This window comes from Sphingobium wenxiniae (assembly GCF_007830065.1).
GTDB lineage: Bacteria > Pseudomonadota > Alphaproteobacteria > Sphingomonadales > Sphingomonadaceae > Sphingobium > Sphingobium wenxiniae.
In genome coordinates this window covers 1-19878 of sequence record NZ_VLKK01000007.1, presented here as the reverse complement: position 1 = coordinate 19878, position 19878 = coordinate 1, and the positions used below count along the sequence as shown (strand labels likewise).

Below are 19878 nucleotides of genomic sequence, written 5' to 3'. Positions count from 1 at the left end.
CCTCCTTAGAGCGCGAAGTCCTTGCGGGCGGCGATGTGGAAGCCGTTGAGGACATTGTCCGTGGTCCCCGACAGCTTGATGCGGTAGCTGGCCACCGGCGCGCCCAGCGCGAAGGTCCACGTCCGTTCGATCGCGCCGTCTTCGGTCACATTGTCCACCGTCGTGGAGGGGGCCGTCTCCGTCGCATAGCCGCCGCCGGTCCGCAGATGGCAGGTCGCCACATGATGATCGCCGTCGAAATCCTCCAGCCGCGCGGTCACATGGATGCTGTCGGACGATGACGGCAGGTTCCGAATGGCGGAAAAATGGGTGAAGGCCGTCCTGGGCCGCGAGACGGCGACCTGCGATCCGGTCAGGCTGACCGCGGGCATCACGTCCGTGGTCCCGCTGAACACCGCGCGGAAGGGCAACAGCGGCGGGATCGCGCCGCCAGCCCCCAACGCCAGTTCCTGCGCGCTGGCCAGCGGATGCCAGATCGAACCGATCTGCACTTCATAGGTCAGCTGCGCGGCGCCCGGAACGACCGTGGGCGCGAGCACGTCGATATCGACCACGCCGCCGATCAGCTGGATCGGGGCCAGTTCGATGACGGTGCGCGATGCCGCGAATTCCGCCGCGTGGAGCGAGAAAGCGATATCCTTCGTCCCGTCGCCCTGCTGATAGGCCCCGTCCAGCACATAGAACATCGTGCCCTGCGGATAGACGCTGCCCTGGACCGTGCCGACCCAATGGTCCGCCGCCGTCAGGATGACGATGGCATAGCGGACGCCGCCGGTCAGGAAGGTCGGCTGCAAGGGAATGACGGTATCCTCCCCCAGCTTGAGCGCCGCGCGCTCGACCGTGGCGCGGGCAATGACCTTGTCCAGCAGCGGCGCGCCGCGATCCGTCTCGCAGATCGCGATCGTCACCGCCCCGTCCGCCGCGAGCCGGGTGAAGCGCAGGCCCACCGCGTCCAGCCACATGTCATTGGCCTGAAGGAAGGTTTCCGCCACCTGCGTTCCATTCACGCTATGCGCGGTGGTGACATCCTCCCAATAGGTTTCCTCATAGCTGTCTTCCCAGAAATAGGGCACTCGCACATGGTGGTGATACAGGACGGCGCGGGAAAAGGCCGTCGGGACCAGCGCTTCGCCGATCAGTCCGAAAATCGAAGCGGTGGCGTTATACAGGCCCGATTTCCACCATGCCGCGCTGGTCGAAACTGTCCAGCTTCCGCCATAGCGGATGCGGGTGCGGCTGACGGTTTTCTGCACCATCTCATGCGTGGCGTAGGTGTAGGCGCTGAGTTGCACTTCGCCGGTGGCGGGGCCGACGCTCATGCGCCTGGCGCGGCTGTAGGCCGGGAACAGCATCCCGCCCACGATCTTGGCCTTCGGGTTGAGCGGATCGAACACCTGCAGGGGCGCGACATTGGCGGCGTCATCGGCGAAGCGCAGCCCTTCCTGCAGCTTGACCGACGATCCCGCGAAGGCCAGGTCCGAACCCGACGCATCAAGGAAGAAGTCGGCGGCGGAATCGAGCGCGTTGCCGGGAATGTCCAGCTTCTTTTCCATGACGGCGATGCGGCCCAGCATCCGGCCATACATGTCGAGGCCGACCACCGTGGCCTGCCCCTTGGTCAGCGCGGCGATATCCGACGCCAGCGATGCGACCTGCGGGTCGACGCGATCGCGGAAGGTTTCGAGCGCGCCGGTGCGGGCGGCGACCGCCTGCACGCTGTCGAGCCGGTTGGCCGTCATCATGGTGACGGACTGGATGCCGGTCGGGATCAGGACGATGCGCGCCACTTCGACCACGCCGGCATCAAGGATGGGCGGCAGCGGGTCCGCATTTTCCTGACCCGATGCGACGTTGATCGTGCAAAGGCGGGCGGTTTCCATCGCGACCGTGCGCGATTCCGACGATCCGGTTTCGACATCGAGCAGGAATTCGCGCGGCCGCACGTCCGTCTGCGCTTCGTCGCCATAGATGACCAGGCTGACGATCTTGCGCGTGGCGATGGGCAGCGACGTGGTGAAGTCCTTGGTGAAGACCGTGTCGCGCTTGTAGACGCGGCCCTGGACATAGAGGCGGCCCGGTTGCACCGTCAGTTCGGCCACGCCGGTGGCGACCGCGTCGAAGCCCGCATATTTGCGGTCGGCGGTCAGGCCGTCCGCGACGATGTCATCCATGGACGACTGCGCGAAAGCCTGCACATTGTTCAGATCGGCATGGCTCAGGTCCATGCGATCGTGAAAATTGACCCGACGCTCCATTAGACGATCTCCCTATTTTCTCCGAAGGTGAATTCCCCGAACCGCAGCCCGGTGCCGAAGCGCGCGATCTCGCGCGTGGCCGTGTCGATCAGGATCGTGTCGCGCAGCGCCTTGGACACGCGGACGGCTTCCAGCGCGCGATGCAGCGGGGCAAGGTCGGCCGCCATGACATGGCCCTGCCCCAGCCAGCGGCCCGCGCGCTGGCGCGGACGGCGCATGGGAACGCGGACTTTCAGTTCCGCGCTGAAGGGCGACATGCCCAGCCGCGAAACGCCATACCAGCTACGCACCTTCCGCATGGTCGCGGCGCGATCGGCCTGATGAAGATAGATGCAATCGAACTGCATCATCGGCCCGTTGGACTGCATCAGGAAACCGCCGAAGCGGCGCGCGAAAGCCAGCGGGCGCGGCGCGATCCGGTTGATCGCCACGCGCTGCGGGCGGACGTCGATCGGCTCGATTCCCGGCGGCACGGCGAAATCGGAGGCGCTATCGTCCAGGCGCAGCGTAACGACCTGATCGGCGGCGGCGGAGGCCTGCAACCAGAATGCGCCATAAAAGCGCCCGCGCCGCATGGTGCGCCGCAGGAAGATGCGGGAGACGATGCCATCGGTCAGCCGCTCGATGCGGACCGGGATTTCATGGCCCTGATCATGCCAGGCCGCGCGCTCGCCCAGCAGCAGGACGCCGCGCGAATCCCGCAGCCAGTCCGTGCCCCACCAGCTGCGCCCGCGCGTCAGGAAGGCGCGCCGATCCGCGATCGACGGCGTGCGGAACGGATAAATCCTGATCTGGGGCAGGCGGGCGCGCCATGACGCCAGCTCCTTTTCCGTCAGCGCGCCGTGCAGCCAGCTTTTGGCCGGGGGCCGCGTGACGCTCAGCAACTCGGCGTCGACCAGCGCCAGATGAGCGCGGATGCCCGCGACGGTGGTTTTCAGGCGGTGCAGCTGGAACGCCTTGCGGCAGACCTCGCGCTTGCGGGTTTCGCTCCAGCCTTCCTGCCAGATGTCCACCGAAAGCTGCCATGCCAGATGGCCCAGCATCCATGCGGGGCACAGATCAGGATTCCCATATTCGGGGATCGTTTCCGCCCGCAGGCGCGTGAAGGGATCGGCCGCGCCGCGCGCCAGCGCCCTTTCCAGCAACGTGCTGCCCGATGGCAACAGCAAGGCGTGGGCGGCCGTCATGCGCCGACCGTCTCGATCGCGATGGACAGGTCGCGCAGCCAGGGCGCGCCATAGGGACCGGGATCGATGTCGCCGCCCGCGATCGTCACATGCTCGACGCCGCCCACGGACGCCGCCGAACTGATCATCTGGGCAAAGACGACAGCGCCGACGCGATGGCGCAGGGCCGCATATCCGCGCACCGCCTGCTGCGCCGCCGCGCGCAGCAGCGACTGGTCGGGGCCGGGCCGGACCCACAGCGTCAGCGCCACGTCATAAGGCAGGATATCCGCCGCGCGCACCGTGACGATGTCCGTCAGCTGCACCGCGTCGTCATCCTGAAAGGACTGCGTGACAAGGTGGACGATGTCAGGCGAAACCGTGCCGTCGCCGTCCCGCGCCAGCAGGACGATGTCGATCTGCCCGCCATCGCGCTTGATGCTGGCGACGTCCTTGATCGCCGGGGTCAACCGGCGGACGCGCGAGCGATAGCCAGCGCCGGTGAGGCCCGCATAGGGCAGCTGCTCGGGCGCAAGCTGGATGCGCGCGCGCAGCGAGTCGTCATCTTCCCAAATCGCAGGTTCGCTATCGGTCGCCGCGCGGATCAGCTGACGCTCCACGCCATAAAATGCGGCCAGATGATCCAGATCGCTATCGCGGCCGAAGGCCAGCATGATCGATCGGCCCACATCGTTGAGCCGCTGGCGCAACAACATTTCGCGATAGGCGAAGACCTGCAGTATTTTTGTCGCCGGATCGCTTTCGCGCGGCGTGAAATCGGGCCATTCCTCCCGCGCCGCCGCGATCAGCGCGGACAGGATCGCTTCATAGTCCAGCGTTTCCACGAACGCGGGAGGCGGCAGTTTCGACAGGTCGAGCGCGACGGAGGAAGTAAGGGCCATGGCGCGCGATGGTCTGCACGGGCGGGCGGGCCATGCCATCGCGCCCTTGTGTAGAGGGCGGCCCTACACAAGGGCGCAGGTCGTTAGTTCTCGCTGAAGGGCGGCCTGGAACGCTCAACCTCAGCGCCGTCGCGATCAAATTCCACGATCGAGACATTCTCGCCGCCAAACCATTCGGTTCCCTCGGATGCCGCATCATAGCTATCGAAGCGGTCAGCGCGCGAAATATCCGAATCCCATTCGTTGGCGCCACTCCAGAATTCAGGGGCTTCATCCTCATCGGATTCACGCAGCACATACCATCCTTCACGCATTTTTTTACTCCTTGAGTATGCAGGACACATCCTGCGCCAATTCAACAATTTTGGGTAATAACGGGCATAAGCGAGCAGCGCTCAGCTTTGTCCATCAGGTAGCACCGCGCGTGACTCATGGTCGGGTAATGCTGCGAAGCTCCCATCAATTTGGCGGACGATGGCTGGTGCGTCAAGCCTGCAAAATCATGCCCCTGTTTAGAAGCGCCCTATCAGCCCAGATCGTCCGCCAGATGCAGATACAGCATGTCGAGCATGTGTTCACGATCGGCGGCGGTGTCGCCCAGCAGTTCGCGGCGCGGATAAGGAATGGCGGCGGCGCGGACGGATGGCTTGTCGCGCAGGCCGCGCTGGTGGACGGTGGCGATCTCCGACACCTTGCCGGAAAAGCCGACCCAGAAGCCCTGATCGTTGATGCCCGTCCGCAGGAACCGCCCGCTGGCGAGGCGGCGGAACATCGCGCGGCGGCGCACGCCACCCCGGCGGCGCAGCTTGCCCGCCCCGGCATTGCGATATTCTTCCGGCACGGGCAGCCATTTCACGACCTTGTCGAATTCGAACGAGCGGATGCCGCCCGCCTCGATATCGAAGCCGGTCATCATGCGCCCGGTCGTCCAGGCGAAACTTTTCATGATGACCCGGCGCGGCGCGCCGCCGCCGCCCGATGGATAAAGGAAACAGGCCGCGCCGCGTCCCATGACCGGCGGCGACTTTTCCTTGCGGGGCGCGAAGGCCGATCCGTCCGGTTGCCGCTGCGCCGCGATCCGCTCGCGCTGGCCCTTCGCCAGTTCCCGCGCCATGCGCCGCATCAGCGTGCGGCGCTGGCCCGATGACAGGCTTTGCAGCAGCGCGCCCGCGATCCGTTCGACTTCGGCCAGATCGTCGGTCATGCGGCGCGATCAGGCATTGGGCGGAACGGCGTCTGTCAGCACCGCGCCGGGATCGGCGCTTTCGGCCAGGCGCTCGACATTGCCGAAGCCCTGAATGAATGTCGCGCTGACACCGCTGAAATGATCGGTCAGGTCGGGTTCCGGCGGATGGGAAAGATCATAGCCGCTGCCGTCCGCGCGCGGCATCACCAGCACATTTTCAGTGAGGTCGATCGACAACAGCAGATCCGACTTGTCGCCGTCGAGCAGGTCCGGTTCGAAGCTGAACGGGCTATTGTCGCTCTGGCTCAGCAGCGATGGCTGTTCCTTTTCGATCCACGCCAGCACCGCGACCATGACATGATCCGGGTCGCCCGCGAAATCCCACAGCCCGACCTTGGCGGTATAGGCATATTGGAAGGACAGGCTGCGCGACTGCCGCGACAACACGCGCACCGCTTCCGCATAGACGGTCATCAGGTCGGGATGCTTGCCATAGTCGGGCAGGCAGAGCGTCAGCCATTTGCGGAGGCTGGCGAGCTTGTGCATCAGCGCGACCCGTTCGACAGGCGGACCTGCCCCTGCAATTCGATCAGGGTCGCGCGGATCTGGCCCGCCACATCATAGAGGCTGGTCAGGCTGCCATGGCATTGCGCGCCGGTCATATCCCCCGCGTCAGTCCGCTGGACGCTCGGCAATCGGGCGGGTGTCGCCAGCAATCCCCCAGATATCGTCGCGGTTGGCGGTGGCGGCGGCGCGGTCGAGCAGGCCGACGCCGTCAGCATCAACGCAGACGTTGCGATAGACCGGACGCTCAATGACCTTCTGGCTTTCATGATAGATTTCCCTGACAGCGGACTGGCGGGCATATTCGCCCGCCTGAAAGCGTTCGTTCGACGCATCGATCTGGCCCTGCAGCTTCTGGCGTTCAGCCTCGCGCGCATCGTCAGCGCGCTTCTGCGCCGCTTGCTCCTGCGAGACGCCCATGCTCACGCCATGGAAATAACCGCCGATCCCCGCCGCGCAGGCGGCGAGCGCCCCCGCCATGGCGACATGCGACAGGCCCAGCGTCATGGCAGCAGCCCCTTGAAATAGGTTCGGCGGGAATAGGTCAGCACGTCCTTTCGCAACCGGCCTTCCCGATAGCTGACGTGAATCCAGCCGCTATTGGGTTGGCCGCGAACATAGTTTTCAAGAATCAGCTGGTCGAACGGCAGGCGGTCGCGGATGAATGTCGCGACGGTGACATTGTCGATGCCGCTGATTTCCAGATCGGCCGCTTCGCCCTGCGCGTGCTGGCTTGTCGACGATGACCCCACCGCCAGACAGAGTTTGATCGACCGAAAGCCCGAGGTGATGCGGATCGGCCTGCCGAAATGAGCGCGCAGCGGTTCCAGCACCTTGCCGCAGAGCAGCTGCATGGCGGCGATCGAGCGGGCACCGGGCGTGTTGTCGATCCGCTGGGCGGTTGCGGTCGCGGACGCGGTGAATTCGGCCAGGCTGAAATGGGGCGAAAGCTGCATGGCGATCAATCCTTGTTGGGCAGGAAGCGGTCGGCGACGCGGCCCGGCACGCTGGTCAGCGTGTCGATGACCGCGCGGGCGATGCGGGGCGTGGCGTCGAAGGCGAGAAGGGCAATCCCGAACGCGATCGACTGCGCGACGAAATCATTCCAGCCGGTGAAGGCGATGATCGCGCGGGTCGCATAGAAGCTGACGGTTGATCCCACGATCCATTGGAGGAAGCGGTGCCGCCATGACAGGCCGGGTTTCCATGCCTGCGCGACCGCCGATCCGATCAGCGACGGCGACAGCGAACCGACGACTTCGGGGGCGTTCTGCAGGAAGGTGCGAATATCCATGTCTAGTCCCAAAGCTGGATGAGGGGCAGCGTCCGCGCGGCGGCCGCGTTATCGGTGGCGGGAACGGTGATGAGCGTCCCCAGCGGCAGGATGGGATCGTGCCGGGAAAGGCCGGGATTGGCTTCCAGCACGCGGCTGACATGCGCCGGTCCCAGCCCCGCGTCGCGGAACAGCAGCAGGTCGATGGTGTCGCCCTGCTTCGCGATCAGGCGCATGGCGGCGGCCATCAGATCAGGTCCACGGTTGTGCGGGTGCGGTCCAGCATGTCGCGGATGGCGTGCTGGGCATCGCGGCGCAGGTCGCCGATCGACTGTTCCAGTTCGTCGGCCTGGTTGACGCCAGCGGCGGTCAGGTCGAAATCGCGATGGCGGTCGATCAGTTCGGCCTTGGCGAATAGCTCGATGGCGCGCTGATAGCGGATGACCTGCACGCTCTGCCCGTCCAGTTCCGGCGCGGGAACAGCGTCCAGCGTCTCATGCCCGCTGGCGATCGCGGCCGAGGCAAAGGCGCGCAGGTCGATTTCCGCCCGCATGATCGCGCCAAGGATCGCGGCGCGCAGGCGCGCAGGCGTGATGCTGGAGGGGATGCGCGCGGCATCGCGCACCGCAACGGGATCGATGTCGGGAAAGAAGCCGTCATTGATGACAGCGGCTTCCGCTGCGGGCGGCGCTTCTTCGGCGGCGAGCGTGGGGCGCGCGACGAAGCTCATGCGAGGATCAGCCGGATCAGCGCCGCGCTGGCATAGGCAAAGATGATGGCGCCCATGGCGACCAGCACCCAGCACAGCCAGCCATAGCGGCGAATGGTCGAGCGGCGCGCTTCCATCCCCATGAAGATGCGGAGCGCCACGCCATAGGCCGCGAACAGGCCACCCGCCGCCATGACGACCAGCAGCAGCGCGGCCTTGAGGATGAAGAAAGCGACGATGGCGAACATGATTCCTCCGATATCGGCCCCCGGTTTACGTGGGTGGGGATCGGGTCAGAGGACGGCCCTTCGGCCCGAAGGCCTCCCGTCTCGCGCGATCCGCCCACGAGCGCCGGGGGCGAGCCTGTCAGGCGGCGCTATCGCCGCCCTGTTCCGTTGCGGGCGCGGCGGCGGCGCAGGCCGCCAGCAGCTTTTCGGCCCGTTTGATCCTGTCCTTGACGCCCACGCGATCGTTGAGGCGCTGCGCTTCGCGCAGGGCCGTCAGAGCATGGTTCAAAGCCGTGGGCGCTTCCTGCGCCTCGACATCCTCCGCATGACGCAGCAGTTCGACGCCCATGGCCTTCATCAGCTTGGCGCGGGCTTCATCATGCATGTCGGCGGTGTCGGTCAGGCCATCGACGCGGAAAAGGATGGCGAGGGGGAATGTTTCGCCCGCATTCTGCACCTTGATCGCGGCGTCCGCGATTTCCTCGACCAGCACGGTCGCGACATCGCGATTATAGCGCGAGGGCATCGCGACATCGTGCCGAAGCAGAAATTCGCCTAGATCGAGCGCGTCGTCGAATTCGCCGATGTCGATAAGCCAGACCATGACGGTCGGCGCGACTTCCGCAGCGGTGCCTGTTCCGACGCCCTTGTCCGCTTCGAACAGGCCTTTCACCCAACTGATATATTCTGGCAGCATCAGCCGCTTCGCTTCGACCTTCTTGTCGATCGATTTGATTTCCTTGAGGCGGCGCAGATCATGGGTGAGGCGAAGGGCAATTTCAGCGGCGGCGCGATCGGCCGCCATGGCGTTGGTCGCCCCCGCTGCCGGGGGAAGGTCGGCAGCGGGGACGTGGCCCGCTCCACCATCGGGAGCGGACGCAGCGGATTGGGCGGCAAGGATGCGGTCCCGGTGTCGGCGAGCAAGGCTCATGTGCGTGTCCTGTCAGATGAAGCGGGATGGCTGCGGGTCAGGCCGGTTTCGGCCCCATCACAATGTTTTCGACCAGAACAGCCTTGCCGTAATCCTCGACCACAAAGGCCTCATTGACGCTTTCATAGTTGGCGATCTGGGTAAGTTCCGGTTCGTCCTTGAGGTAACGGCGGCGCGATTCCTCCTGCTCATAGACCGCCAGATTCTTGTAACTGGTGATCAGAAGGCTGTTGGCCGGGAAGTCCGGGACGCGTTCGGCGGCAAAACCACCGACCTGATTGGCGGCGCGCAGGATGGCATCGCGGGCGATCTGTTCGGTCGGCGTATCGCCCGCCTTGTTGATGATCGGCATATATTTGTCGTGGACGAGGTCGCGGCTGATCATCACCACCAGATCGTCGGCGTCCTGATGCCAGTCATCGAGCAGCGTGCTGGCATCCTTCACCAGCGCATCCAGATTGACATAGTCGCGCTTGGTCGCGTCAGCGACATCCGCGACATAGATCGCCTTCCCGGCCGCCGTCAGAGCACCATCATCCAGCACGCGCTCCGGCGCGTAGGTGCGGATTTTGTGCAGCCAGCCCTTGTTGACGTCCTGCAAGCGAGGATTGGCGACCAGATCGGTCGCGGCGGCGACGGACGTGCCGTGAAAACCGATCGAAATACGGTCAAGCCCCTGCCGTTTGATGATGACGTCGCGAACCAGTTGCTGGAATTCCGGCTTGTGCCGCCAAGCATCGAGCCGTTCCCAGCTGATTGCGTGATCGTAGAAGGTCTGCTCGCACCGATAGCGGCCGCCATCGCTGGTGTCGGTCGGGTCGGTGGGCGTGCGGCGCGTTCCGCCACGCGTATTGACGCGCCCCGCAAGCGGCCGGGTTACGCCCACGCCCACTTTGTCGCCTTCCTGATTCACGACGGTTTCGAACGCGATCTTTTGCAGGAAGGCGCTCGATGCCTGGATGAGTTCGACCATCCTCTGCTGGACCGCAGGCGCGACCGAAAAGCTCTCTGTGGCCTTTTCGACGCCATTGAGACGAGCCAGCTGGCTCAGATAGGCCTTGAAGGCAAGGCGGGTTTCACGACGCATCGATATGCTCCTGGCAGAAGAAAGGGGATTTTTAGGAACGACGCCGGTCAGCAGTCCGTCTGAATGCTGCCGTTGCCGCCAGTCGCGGGCTGGCGGTTGAACCCGCTGTGCTGTTCTCTGGTCTTGAGCTTTGCTTCCAGCGCGTCGAAGCGGCCTGAGAGAGCCTCCATGCGATCGTGACCGGGCTTCACCGCCGCCGCGATCTGTTCGCCCATGACGACCGCGAACTGCGCGATGTCGAAACGGTTGTCATTGGCGGGCGTGGGCGGCGTCTGCGGCGGCTCTTCCTTCGGCTTTTCCTGCGGTTTGAACAGGGCGGCAAAGGCCGCGATGATGCCGCTCTTCGTCGCTTCCGCGATTGTCGCGCCATCGGTCGCCGGTTCGATTTCCAGCGCCGTTTCATGGGCCGGGGTGAAGACATTGGGCCGCGCCATGGCGGCGAATTTCAGCGGTTCGGTGCCCAGAGAAGCCGGATTGTCGGTGACGGCCAGGCCGACCAGATAGGCGGTCCCCTCGCCCGCGAAGTCAGGATGGATTTCGCAGCTGGTGAACAGCTTCTGACCGGCCTTGTTGATGGCGACCAGATTGTCGTTGGCGTCGAGTGCGGCATAGAGGCCGAGCAGCCTCTTCTTTTCGCCGTTGATGATGAGTTCGACTTCCTCCGTCTTGAGCGACAGGACGGAGCCATAGGCGTTGAACGGGCGATCCGGGCTGAGGCCGGGGATATGCTCGCAATTGATGCGGGCCGTGTAGGTCGCCGGATCATAGCTGGCGGCCATCTGTTCCAGCCATTCGCGCTGGATCACGCGCCCGTCAACGGTCGCGCCTTCGACGGCGATGCGGAAATATTTGGTCTTTGCCATGATCGGTCCGGTTCCTGTTCCTGCGTGACGGCGCGCGGGGCGCGAATGACGGTGCAGAAAGGGACCGAAGGCGGCGGCGTCTCAAGTCCGCCCTTGTGTAGAGCGCGACCTTACACAAGCGGCGCGATGCAGCGGGCGGGATCGGCGCGGCATGGTCCGCCGCGATGTCCACGCCTGTCCCTCCGCAACCCGGCGCACCGTCTGTCATGTGGCAGTTCGATCCGCGCCGCCATGCGCGCAGCCTCTATTGGCGGGGCTGGGGCGTCACGCAGATCGCGGAGGAATTCGCGCTGCACGGCGTCGTCAATGACAAGGGCGGTCCGATCCCGCGCGCGACGATCGAAGCGTGGAAACAGCGCGACCGCTGGGATGACGCGCCGTCGATCCGCAAGATCGAGGATAGCCTCGAAATCCGGCTGATGACGCTGATCGCCAAGGAAAAGAAAACTCCGGGCGATCTGGTCGAAATGGATGCGTTGTCGCGGCAGATCGAAAGCCTTGCCCGCGTCCGCCGCTATGACGCTCCCGGTGGCCATGCGGGCGACCTAAACGAGAAGGTCAATAACCGGAACGCGGGACCGCGCAAAAAGCCGAAGAAGAACCATTTCACCGCCGACCAGGCGGCGGAACTCAAGCGCATCTTCCTCGATGGCCTGTATGATTACCAGCATCGCTGGTGGCAGGCGAAGGATCAGCGCACCCGCATGATCCTGAAATCGCGCCAGATCGGCGCGACCTATTATTTCGCGTTTGAAGCCCTGATCGACGCGATCGAAACGGGCCGGAACCAGATATTCCTGTCGGCCTCAAAGGCGCAGGCGCATCAGTTCCGCTCCTATATCGTGGCCTTTGGCAAACTGGTCGGCGTGGCGCTGACCGGCGATCCGATGCTGATCACGTCCGACCTCCGCCCGCCGGAGGAAGCGGCGGCGGAACTGATCTTCCTTGGGACCAATTCGAAGACGGCCCAAAGCTATCACGGCAATTTCTATTTCGACGAATTCTTCTGGGTCCACGGCTTCGAAGTGCTCAACAAGGTCGCCTCCGGCATGGCGACCCACAAGAAGTGGCGGAAAACATATTTTTCAACGCCTTCCAGCGTTGCCCACCAAGCCTATCCCTATTGGACCGGCGAACGGAAGAACAGGCGGCGAAAGAAGGCTGATCAGCTCAAAATCGACGTTTCCCATGCGGCGCTGAAGCTGGGCCTGCTGTGCGACGACAGGACGTGGCGGCACATCGTCACCATCCGCGACGCGGAGGAAGGCGGCTGCGATCTCTTCGATATCGAGGAATTGCAGGACGAATATGCGCCCGACGAATTCGCCAACCTGTTCCTGTGCGAATTCGTGGACGACAGCCTGTCGGCCTTCAAGTTCAACGACATGATCGCCTGCGGCTGTGACAGCCTGGTCGAATGGACGGATTTCAACATCGAGGCGCTGCGGCCTTACGGGATGCGTTCCGTCTGGGCCGGTTACGATCCACAGGAAAGCGAGGACGGCGACAATGCCGCGCTCGTCATCGCCGCGCCGCCGCTGGTCGAAGGCGGGCCGTTCCGCATATTGGAGCGCCACCAGCTGCGCGGCCTCGATTTCGAAGAACAGGCCGAATTCATCAAGCGGGTGCTGTCCCGCTATAATTGCACCTATCTGGGTATCGACGCGCAGGGCGTCGGTGCGGGCGTCTATCAGCTGCTCGCCAAGCCGGGGGCGATCCCTGGCTGCTCCGTGGTGAAGATCGAATATTCGCTCGACGTCAAAGCCCAGATGATCATGAAGGCGCAAAATGTCGTCCGCCGGGGCCGCATCGCCTTTGACGCGGGGATGCTCGACATCGTTTCCGCATTCGTATCGATCAAGAAAACCCTGACCACCAGCGGGCGGAACATCACGTTCAAGGCCGGTCGCGGCGGCAATGACGGCCATGCCGATCTGGCATGGGCGACGATGCACATCCTCATGAACGAGCCGCTGGACGGCAAGGAAAAGCCCAAGGGCACGATGGAGATTCTATGACCAAGCGCGCACGCAACCGCCGCCCATCCACCGCCATGGCGGCGCAGGAAAAGATCGGCGCGAACGACAATCTGGCTGACGATCGCCGCGCGCAGGTTTCCGCCTTCACCTTTGGCGATCCGGAACCCGTGCTGGATCGGGCCACGCTGCTCGACATGATCGAATGCTGGCACAATCAGCGCTGGTATGAGCCGCCGCTGTCATTGGACGGCCTCGCGCGGGCCTATCGCGTCAGCCCGCACCATTCGAGCGCGATCATGTTGAAGCGCAACATGCTGGCGGCCAGCCTTGATCCCACGCCCTACCTGTCGCGCCGCGACTTCATGGCGGCGGTGCAGGACTATCTGGTGTTCGGCAATTTCTATCTGAAAATCACGCGCAACCGGCTTGGCGATCCGCTGCGCCTTAATCATGAACTGGCGAAATATGTGCGGCGCGGGATCGAGGCTGGCAGCTATTGGTGGGTGCCAGGATACAAGAATGAAGTCGAATATCCGCGCGACACCATCGTCCATGTGGCCGCCCCTGACGTCAATCAGGAGATTTATGGCCTGCCCGAATATCTGTCCGCCCTGCAATCGGCGCTGCTCAATGAAAGCGCGACCCTGTTCCGCCGCCGCTATTATCTGAACGGCAGCCATGCGGGCTTCATCCTCCATGCGACGGGTCAATTCACGGAAGGCGATGTCGACGCGATCCGCGAAGCCATGAAGAAATCCAAGGGGCCGGGGAATTTCCGCAATCTGTTCGTGCACCAGCCCGAAGGCAAGGAAGGCGGCATCAAGGTCGTTCCGATCGCCGAGGTCGGCGCGAAGGACGAATTTCTGGGGATCAAGAACACGACGCGCGACGATGTGCTGGCCGCGCATCGCGTGCCGCCCCAACTTCTGGGAATCATCCCGGCCAATGCGGGCGGCTTCGGCGATCCGGCCAAGGCGCTCGACAGCTTCTTCGAACTGGAAATCGAGCCGTTGCAGGCCGTCTGTCTGGAAGTGAACGAAAAGCTGGGCGTCGAAGCCGTCCGGTTCAAGGAACGGGCAAAAGCGCCCGCCTGATCCATCGCAGACCGGCGCTAAGCCGGGAAGCGGGGGGGAGCCGCGCTGTCACGCGGATCACCGACGAGACCTACACTCGCCACGACCAATGGCCACCCTGGCCCGTCCCGCCCCTGTCCAGGGCGGGCGTTCGTTTGAAGGCAAATGGTAAATATGACCCTAACCGCAGTCCGTCCCGTTTCCCCCGCCGCCGGTTACATCGGCGGCAAGCGCAATCTGGCGCGCCGGATCTGCGCGATCATCGATCGCGTGCCCCACGACAGCTATGCCGAACCTTTCGTGGGCATGGGCGGCATTTTCCTGCGCCGCAGCCGCCGACCCGCCGCCGAAGCGATCAATGATGTTTCGGGCGACGTGGCGACCTTCTTCCGCGTCCTTCAGGAGCATTATCCCTATTTCATCGACATGCTGCGCTTTCGCGTGGCGAGCAGGGCTGAATTCGAACGGCTGAAGGCATTGCCGCCCGAGCGGCTGACGGATCTGCAAAGGGCCGCGCGCTTCCTCTATCTTCAGCGACTTGCTTTTGGCGGCAAGGTGGAAGGCCGCAATTTCGGTGTATCGCGCGGGATGGGGAGCCGCTTCAACGTCACGAAGCTGGAACCGATGCTGGCGGATATTCATGAACGGCTTGCGGGCGTCGTCATCGAGCAGCTGGGCTATGACGAGTTCATCCGGCGCTATGACGGCGACGGCGCGCTGTTCTATCTCGATCCGCCTTATTGGGGTTGTGAGCGCGACTATGGACAGGACGTCTTTAGCCGCGGCGATTTCGAGCAGCTGGCCGCCCAGCTGGGGCCGATCAAGGGCAAGTTCCTGCTGTCGATCAACGACACTCCCGGCGCGCGCGCGACGTTCGGGCGCTTTCGCATGGCGGAAACTGCAACGACCTATTCGATCAGCGGCAGGAGCCAGCAAGCGGGCGAATTGATCGTGAGCAATTTCGCCATCGCATAGGCGAAACGCGGGCGGCGGCTCAGGCCGCTGTCCGCATCACGCTCAGGCCGCCTCTTCCAGCATGGCGTCGATCATGCTGGCATGGGCGGCCTCGATCTCATCGGATTCCGGCGCGAAAACCGCATCGCCCCGAACCCTGGCGATCAGCTCCTGGCCGGGATCGCGGACGGCTATCAGGACTTCGCGCACATGCGGCAGGAAATCCCTCCAATACGCGTTCACCCACCCAACCACATAGGGGTCGGCCTCAAGCCAGCTTTGGCTTTTGACCAGATATGCCGTAGCGAAAACACGTGCTGCGCGTTCAAGAGGGGTCACCCCGCCTTCTCCCCTGTATGTCGATCCGCTAGCAACACGTTACGCGCGGCATGGTTCCGTCGCGCATTCATTCGTCGACCTGGCATGTGGGGGAACGGATTGGCCCGCGCGAGGTTATTGGACCTCAGCCAGGCGCCAGCTCCGGCGGCGGCACAGATGAAGGACAGCTGATGACAGCCGCCGGATGGTTCATCGCCGGAAACCTTGTAAGTCTGGGCCTGGCCTTCCGACACCGGCGCGCCATCATGCGCTGGCTCGTCCGTTATCAATATTGATTTCTTGCCCCTCAAAGGGAGATTGATTCCCGGCTTTGAAATATTCTTTCGCCCCCCCCCAGACAGGGACATTTTCTTTCAATTGGAGGATGATCGCCTGTTGCAGTTCAGGAACCGCCCGTATCAGGTTCAGCAACTCCCGCGCGCCGCCATCGCTATGGCCCGCCAGATATTCGCTCGTTTCGTCCGGTCGCCCCAAAAAGCCGCGCGAAGGCAGAAGAAGCTCCAGCGTGTCGCCAATGATGCGAGTCCTGATTTTGAAGTAATGCAGCCGTTCAATGACAGCGGTTGCCACAAGTCGCAGTAACACAGTATCTCACCCCCAGAATACATGTTTTGCGACCTGTTTTTTGCACGGTTAGGCGCGACATTGGATGTTGGCAAGAGTGATCGTTGATCGCGGCGCTCATTCATTGCAGCCTTCCGCATGGCGCAAGCGCGGGCGGCGGCTCAGGTCGCTGTTCTATCCGCATTCGCAGGCCCAGCGCTGGCAGCACCTTCAGCATGGTCGCCAGCGTCGGGTTCCTTCCGGCCCAAGGGCGCGATAAAGCTGCTGAGGGTTGATGCCAGTTTCCTTCGCCAGCTCGACCATGCCATGCGCGCGAGCGACCATGCCGATCGCCTTGGCGATGATCTGGGCATCGCCGGTTGCGACAGCATCGGCCAGCAGTTCGGCCTGATCCTCCGCTTCGGTCAGATGTTCCGCCGCGTCGAAAGGCGCGATTTCCTGCATCACAATGCCAGCGCCTTCCGCAGCACCTCATTGATCCGCGATTGCCATCCCGGTCCGCCCGCGCGCAGGCGTTCCAGAACGTCCTTGTCCAGTCGAATGGCAACCTGTTCCTTGTTCGATCCGCGCGGCCGACCACCCTTCGATTTGGGAAAGGCCGCAGCCAGTTCGGGAAAATCGCTGATCGGACGGGCGCGGGCGAAATCCGCCTCGGTCCATTCCGGGTTTTCTTCGTCAAAAACGACCGGCTTTTCCTTAGACATGTCGCTTTACCTCCTTATCATGGGCGCGCCGAAGACTGATGACGCGGACAGCGCTGCCGCGCAGGGTGACGGCGGCGCAATGCCATTGGCCGTCGATCAGGCCATAAAGGCGAAAGCGCCGTTCGTCATAGCGGTCATCCTCGACAACAACGACCTGTTCGAGGTCGACGGCCCGCGAAAGGGAAATGCCATGCTTGTCGCGGTTGCTGGCGTCCTTCGCGGGGTCGAACTCGATTTCCATGTAAGTTTGTGTATATGCGAAAACTATAGATGGCAAGCGGTTTTTGCATATACAGAAATTAATCCACTACCAGTTCCGGGTTCGGCATCGACGCGATCAGGTCGGCCGCGCTGATACTCCACGCAGTTCGGCGCGGGACAAAGGGCCGCCATATTCGATTGCGGCGAAGCGTCGGACAGGGATGCCGGTCAACCGGGACAGCTTAGCTTCTGGAATGCAGGTCTGCCGCTGCCATGCGCCGAACCACCTGTCGCCGGTGCGGATGGCATGGGCAACGGGATGGTCGACGGACCAGCTGTCCAACTGGCGGGGAAGGGGGCTTGCGCCCTTGTGACGGGACCGGCTCATTGAGCTGGCGCCTTGATCTGCTGATCCCACGCCAGCGCGCCGATCATATAAGGGCCATCGTCCCGCCGCCCTTCGCGAATGTCGCGAAGGAATTGCCGGTTATCCATGCCACGCGCTTCCAGCGCCTTCGCGACCGCGTCGCGAATGTCGTCAATCCGTTCCATCTGTTCCTCCAATATGGAGAACATATGATGAACATTCGGTGAGTCGGTCAATCCGAAATCGACGGACTGCGTCGGCGGGCATGCAGGCAGCGAGCAACATTCTTTCGCGCCTTGCGAAGCGCGCGGCCGCCCCTATCGCGCCTCAATGCCATCACCGTGCCTGGACCCACGCGAAAGCGCGGCCCGCGCGGGAGGCCCGGCGCGGCGACCCCGCGCCGCGCGCTTTTCCCCCCGCCTCGCCCGCGCGCTTTTTATGTCGGTTTTGATGCACCATCGACCACCCCGCCAAAGCCGCCCAGCTTCTAGGCCGGAGGGCAGTCTGCGCGCTCCTTGCGCTGATGCATTTTGATGCAGCTACAGACCCACTCTTATCGTTCGAAAGCGCTTGTGAATGGGCGACGGCTCAGCGGTTCCCGCATCGAGCAAAAATGCCTCCGTAGCTGACGAGAACATGAGGGAGGGGCCGGGAAAGCGCAATATCCGAAATGTGCCCTTTTGGATTGCGCCTAGCGCGTTGAATTACGGTCATAATTCATGTTGCATTTGAGGGATAATGAAATGTCACCCCCAGCCTTCAAAAACGCAACACCCGCAGAAATCCTAGCCTTTTCGAATATCAAATGTTGCGTTTTCAAAATGTAACCTGATTGCGTTGATGTTGCGCCGTTTGTTGCGCTTAAAATGACGGTTTTCCGTCAATGTTGCGGATGTTGCGTTTTTTCCGATACCCGCCACGTCATATCGCCGCCAGCCGACAGGGATCATCTAGGCCGCCCCGACATCACCGCAGCGCCGCCTTGGCGATCGTCGTCAAAAAGGCTTCGGGAAAAGTTCGGGAATAGTTCGGGACTCTCAGGTCCGTTCCTGTCCGTTCGTTGCCGCTCTGTTCCGTGAACATGCTCTTGACCGATGGCCAAAAAGCCCTAGAAGCGCGGGGAAATCCCCACGGGGGCGATTAGCTCAGTTGGTAGAGCGTCTCGTTTACACCGAGAATGTCGGCGGTTCGAGCCCGTCATCGCCCACCATTTCAAAGCCGCATTGCAACTCAGGCGGGATGCCGCATCACCATGAACAGCGCATCGCTGGTCAAGCGGTGTTCCTTTTCCGTCCGCCAGTGCGCCTCGAGCCAGAAGCGATCCTGCCCTTCGAAAAGATCCGGGGAAGCGCCCTGCGGCTTGTTGAAGTGTATCCAATGGAAGTAATTGAATATCCCGTATCTCTGATATCCATAAAGTTCCACGGCGGCATCCCGATCTGCCCGCAGAGCGATCGATCTGAGCGTGGCCGGCGAGAAGTAGGAAACATGCTCCTCCATGAACGACCGGTTCCTGAACGCCTCGGATAACATTATCGTATCGTCATGCAGGTTGGGGACTTCAACGCAGAGCGCCCCATCCGGTTTGACGATCTGCATGGCCAGATTCAGCAGGCCGACCGGATCGGGGACATGTTCGAGAACATGCCACATGGTCACGATGTCGAAGACTCCGCGATTCCGATCCGCAAAGTCCTGATCCAGAACGCCCACCTGGAATTGCGGCGGCCTGATCCCGTTCTCCGCCATCTGCACCGCCCCGATCTCCGTGCGTGTCTGGCTGGGTTCCAAGACCGTAATTTCGGCATTGGGAAATGACCGCGCCATTTCCCCTCCGAAAAAGCCATAGCCGCCGCCAATGTCCAGAAGCTTCATATTTTCGGAAAGCCGGATACCGCGATCTCCGAAGCGCTCACGCCTGCGCCTTGCCTCTATGAAGCTGTGATCGAACAGAGTTTTCTGTGGCGTGCCATAATGCTTGACAACATTGTTGACCTGCCCGTCGCTCTCATAAAAGGCGACATCATATTGAGGCGGGAACAGTTGGGTATGAGCGCATTCCCCACATTCGACTGCGATCATTTCTCCCTTCTGATCGCCAAGAATGGTTTCTTGCACCGGCGTATATTTATCTTTGTTGCCGCAAATAAGGCAACTGAAAGAATATGATTTGCCCTGCATTAATCCGTCCCCTCACGCGCTTCAAAGCGATTAACCCGCCTTATTCACCAAAAGTGTCCTGAAGGGTTGGCGGGAGTGGCGTAAGCCTCTGATCTGAATTAGGAACTGGGTGTCTAAGCCGAACCTGCCGCAGGGCAGAAAATGCCACGGGCCACACCCGCCATGAACGATGATATCGCAAGCTCATTTGGATTCCCAGCAGTCGGCCGCAAGAAAATCACAGCTGCGTTCGACGGTGGCCGGCTTACCTCGGATGGCGGTGTTCTACTGCTTGCACAGGCCGAGCGCGCGATGGGGATTTGCCAGCGCCTGGCGGCTTGTATTGCCGATCCGCGCGATCCAGCGCGGGTGAT

General features: G+C 62.8%; 27 protein-coding genes and 1 tRNA gene. 5 read left to right on the top strand and 23 right to left on the bottom strand.

All coding sequences use genetic code 11. The annotated features are described in order from the left end of the window. Positions 1-5: 5 nt before the first annotated feature. From IQ35_RS10590 to IQ35_RS10515, 15 genes are all read right to left on the bottom strand, one after another. On the bottom strand, positions 6-2255 hold the full coding sequence (locus IQ35_RS10590; protein WP_145073340.1) for a hypothetical protein: 2250 nt from the start codon (positions 2253-2255) through the stop codon (positions 6-8). Further along, complete coding sequence (locus IQ35_RS10585) at positions 2255-3442, bottom strand: phage tail protein I (protein ID WP_145073337.1); 1188 nt, start codon at positions 3440-3442, stop codon at positions 2255-2257. The genes IQ35_RS10590 and IQ35_RS10585 overlap by 1 nt, the downstream gene beginning before the upstream one ends. Then, positions 3439-4323 (bottom strand): baseplate assembly protein, encoded by an 885-nt coding sequence (locus tag IQ35_RS10580; protein ID WP_158636650.1) that lies wholly within the window; start codon positions 4321-4323, stop codon positions 3439-3441. The genes IQ35_RS10585 and IQ35_RS10580 overlap by 4 nt, the downstream gene beginning before the upstream one ends. 83 nt (positions 4324-4406) lie before the next feature. Beyond that, positions 4407-4619: a hypothetical protein gene (locus IQ35_RS10575; protein ID WP_145073331.1), complete on the bottom strand. Its 213-nt coding sequence runs from the start codon at positions 4617-4619 to the stop codon at positions 4407-4409. A gap of 230 nt (positions 4620-4849) precedes the next feature. Continuing rightward, positions 4850-5527 carry a phage virion morphogenesis protein gene (locus IQ35_RS10570; RefSeq protein WP_145073328.1) on the bottom strand — a complete coding sequence of 226 codons (678 nt, stop codon included), beginning with the start codon at positions 5525-5527 and terminating at the stop codon, positions 4850-4852. A 9-nt stretch (positions 5528-5536) separates the two neighbouring features. After that, positions 5537-6055, bottom strand: a complete 519-nt coding sequence (locus tag IQ35_RS10565; protein WP_145073325.1) for a phage tail protein — start codon at positions 6053-6055, stop codon at positions 5537-5539. Positions 6056-6181: 126 nt separating this feature from the next. Beyond that, a complete protein-coding gene (locus tag IQ35_RS10555; RefSeq protein ID WP_242003323.1) occupies positions 6182-6580 on the bottom strand; it encodes a hypothetical protein in 399 nt (132 codons plus the stop codon). Next, entirely contained in the window at positions 6577-7029 is a 453-nt protein-coding gene (locus tag IQ35_RS10550; protein WP_145073322.1) for a D-Ala-D-Ala carboxypeptidase family metallohydrolase, read from the bottom strand. The genes IQ35_RS10555 and IQ35_RS10550 overlap by 4 nt, the downstream gene beginning before the upstream one ends. Positions 7030-7034: 5 nt before the next feature. Then, positions 7035-7367 carry a hypothetical protein gene (locus IQ35_RS10545; RefSeq protein WP_145073319.1) on the bottom strand — a complete coding sequence of 111 codons (333 nt, stop codon included), beginning with the start codon at positions 7365-7367 and terminating at the stop codon, positions 7035-7037. A 2-nt stretch (positions 7368-7369) separates the two neighbouring features. Further along, complete coding sequence (locus IQ35_RS10540; protein ID WP_199739948.1) at positions 7370-7594, bottom strand: tail protein X; 225 nt, start codon at positions 7592-7594, stop codon at positions 7370-7372. Next, on the bottom strand, positions 7594-8076 hold the full coding sequence (locus IQ35_RS10535) for a head completion/stabilization protein (protein WP_145073316.1): 483 nt from the start codon (positions 8074-8076) through the stop codon (positions 7594-7596). Before IQ35_RS10535 ends, IQ35_RS10540 begins: the two co-directional genes overlap by 1 nt. Continuing rightward, positions 8073-8303, bottom strand: coding sequence for a hypothetical protein (locus IQ35_RS10530; RefSeq protein WP_145073313.1), 231 nt, complete (start codon positions 8301-8303; stop codon positions 8073-8075). The genes IQ35_RS10535 and IQ35_RS10530 overlap by 4 nt, the downstream gene beginning before the upstream one ends. A 118-nt stretch (positions 8304-8421) precedes the next feature. Further along, a complete protein-coding gene (gene gpM / locus IQ35_RS10525) occupies positions 8422-9213 on the bottom strand; it encodes a phage terminase small subunit (RefSeq protein WP_145073310.1) in 792 nt (263 codons plus the stop codon). 37 nt (positions 9214-9250) lie between these two features. After that, entirely contained in the window at positions 9251-10300 is a 1050-nt protein-coding gene (locus IQ35_RS10520) for a phage major capsid protein, P2 family (RefSeq protein ID WP_145073307.1), read from the bottom strand. 47 nt (positions 10301-10347) lie between these two features. Beyond that, the gene (locus tag IQ35_RS10515; protein WP_145073303.1) at positions 10348-11163 is read right to left on the bottom strand and encodes a GPO family capsid scaffolding protein; all 816 of its coding nucleotides are present in this window, start codon (positions 11161-11163) and stop codon (positions 10348-10350) included. A 164-nt stretch (positions 11164-11327) separates the two neighbouring features. On the opposite strand from IQ35_RS10515, the gene IQ35_RS10510 reads away from it, so the two are divergent. The 3 genes from IQ35_RS10510 (at position 11328) to IQ35_RS10500 (ending at position 15190) form a co-directional block, all read left to right on the top strand. After that, positions 11328-13181 carry a terminase large subunit domain-containing protein gene (locus IQ35_RS10510; RefSeq protein WP_145073300.1) on the top strand — a complete coding sequence of 618 codons (1854 nt, stop codon included), beginning with the start codon at positions 11328-11330 and terminating at the stop codon, positions 13179-13181. Then, positions 13178-14236 carry a phage portal protein gene (locus IQ35_RS10505; protein ID WP_145073297.1) on the top strand — a complete coding sequence of 353 codons (1059 nt, stop codon included), beginning with the start codon at positions 13178-13180 and terminating at the stop codon, positions 14234-14236. The genes IQ35_RS10510 and IQ35_RS10505 overlap by 4 nt, the downstream gene beginning before the upstream one ends. 153 nt (positions 14237-14389) lie before the next feature. Continuing rightward, entirely contained in the window at positions 14390-15190 is an 801-nt protein-coding gene (locus IQ35_RS10500) for a DNA adenine methylase (RefSeq protein ID WP_199739947.1), read from the top strand. Between the two features lie 42 nt (positions 15191-15232). Here the strand turns inward: IQ35_RS10500 and IQ35_RS10495 are convergent, their stop codons facing one another. From IQ35_RS10495 to IQ35_RS21215, 7 genes are all read right to left on the bottom strand, one after another. Beyond that, the gene (locus tag IQ35_RS10495) at positions 15233-15508 is read right to left on the bottom strand and encodes a hypothetical protein (RefSeq protein ID WP_145073291.1); all 276 of its coding nucleotides are present in this window, start codon (positions 15506-15508) and stop codon (positions 15233-15235) included. A gap of 243 nt (positions 15509-15751) precedes the next feature. Next, positions 15752-16078 carry a hypothetical protein gene (locus tag IQ35_RS10490; RefSeq protein ID WP_145073288.1) on the bottom strand — a complete coding sequence of 109 codons (327 nt, stop codon included), beginning with the start codon at positions 16076-16078 and terminating at the stop codon, positions 15752-15754. Between the two features lie 204 nt (positions 16079-16282). Next, positions 16283-16516 (bottom strand): addiction module antidote protein, encoded by a 234-nt coding sequence (locus IQ35_RS10485; RefSeq protein ID WP_242003331.1) that lies wholly within the window; start codon positions 16514-16516, stop codon positions 16283-16285. Further along, positions 16516-16776 carry a BrnA antitoxin family protein gene (locus IQ35_RS10480; RefSeq protein WP_145073285.1) on the bottom strand — a complete coding sequence of 87 codons (261 nt, stop codon included), beginning with the start codon at positions 16774-16776 and terminating at the stop codon, positions 16516-16518. The genes IQ35_RS10485 and IQ35_RS10480 overlap by 1 nt, the downstream gene beginning before the upstream one ends. Beyond that, the gene (locus tag IQ35_RS10475; RefSeq protein ID WP_145073282.1) at positions 16769-17017 is read right to left on the bottom strand and encodes a BrnT family toxin; all 249 of its coding nucleotides are present in this window, start codon (positions 17015-17017) and stop codon (positions 16769-16771) included. Before IQ35_RS10475 ends, IQ35_RS10480 begins: the two co-directional genes overlap by 8 nt. Before the next feature lie 96 nt (positions 17018-17113). Continuing rightward, positions 17114-17365 (bottom strand): hypothetical protein, encoded by a 252-nt coding sequence (locus IQ35_RS10470; RefSeq protein ID WP_145073280.1) that lies wholly within the window; start codon positions 17363-17365, stop codon positions 17114-17116. Then, positions 17362-17529 carry a hypothetical protein gene (locus IQ35_RS21215; RefSeq protein WP_184204905.1) on the bottom strand — a complete coding sequence of 56 codons (168 nt, stop codon included), beginning with the start codon at positions 17527-17529 and terminating at the stop codon, positions 17362-17364. Before IQ35_RS21215 ends, IQ35_RS10470 begins: the two co-directional genes overlap by 4 nt. A 949-nt stretch (positions 17530-18478) precedes the next feature. Between IQ35_RS21215 and IQ35_RS10465 the strand changes: the two genes are divergently transcribed. Continuing rightward, positions 18479-18554 (top strand) — tRNA-Val (locus tag IQ35_RS10465). Positions 18555-18574: 20 nt separating this feature from the next. On the opposite strand, the gene IQ35_RS10460 is transcribed toward IQ35_RS10465, so the two are convergent. Continuing rightward, on the bottom strand, positions 18575-19525 hold the full coding sequence (locus IQ35_RS10460) for a class I SAM-dependent methyltransferase (RefSeq protein ID WP_145073277.1): 951 nt from the start codon (positions 19523-19525) through the stop codon (positions 18575-18577). 141 nt (positions 19526-19666) lie between these two features. Here IQ35_RS10460 and IQ35_RS10455 point away from each other — a divergent pair. Next, on the top strand, positions 19667-19878 hold a 212-nt coding region (locus IQ35_RS10455; protein WP_199739946.1), incomplete at its 3' end, for a transposase.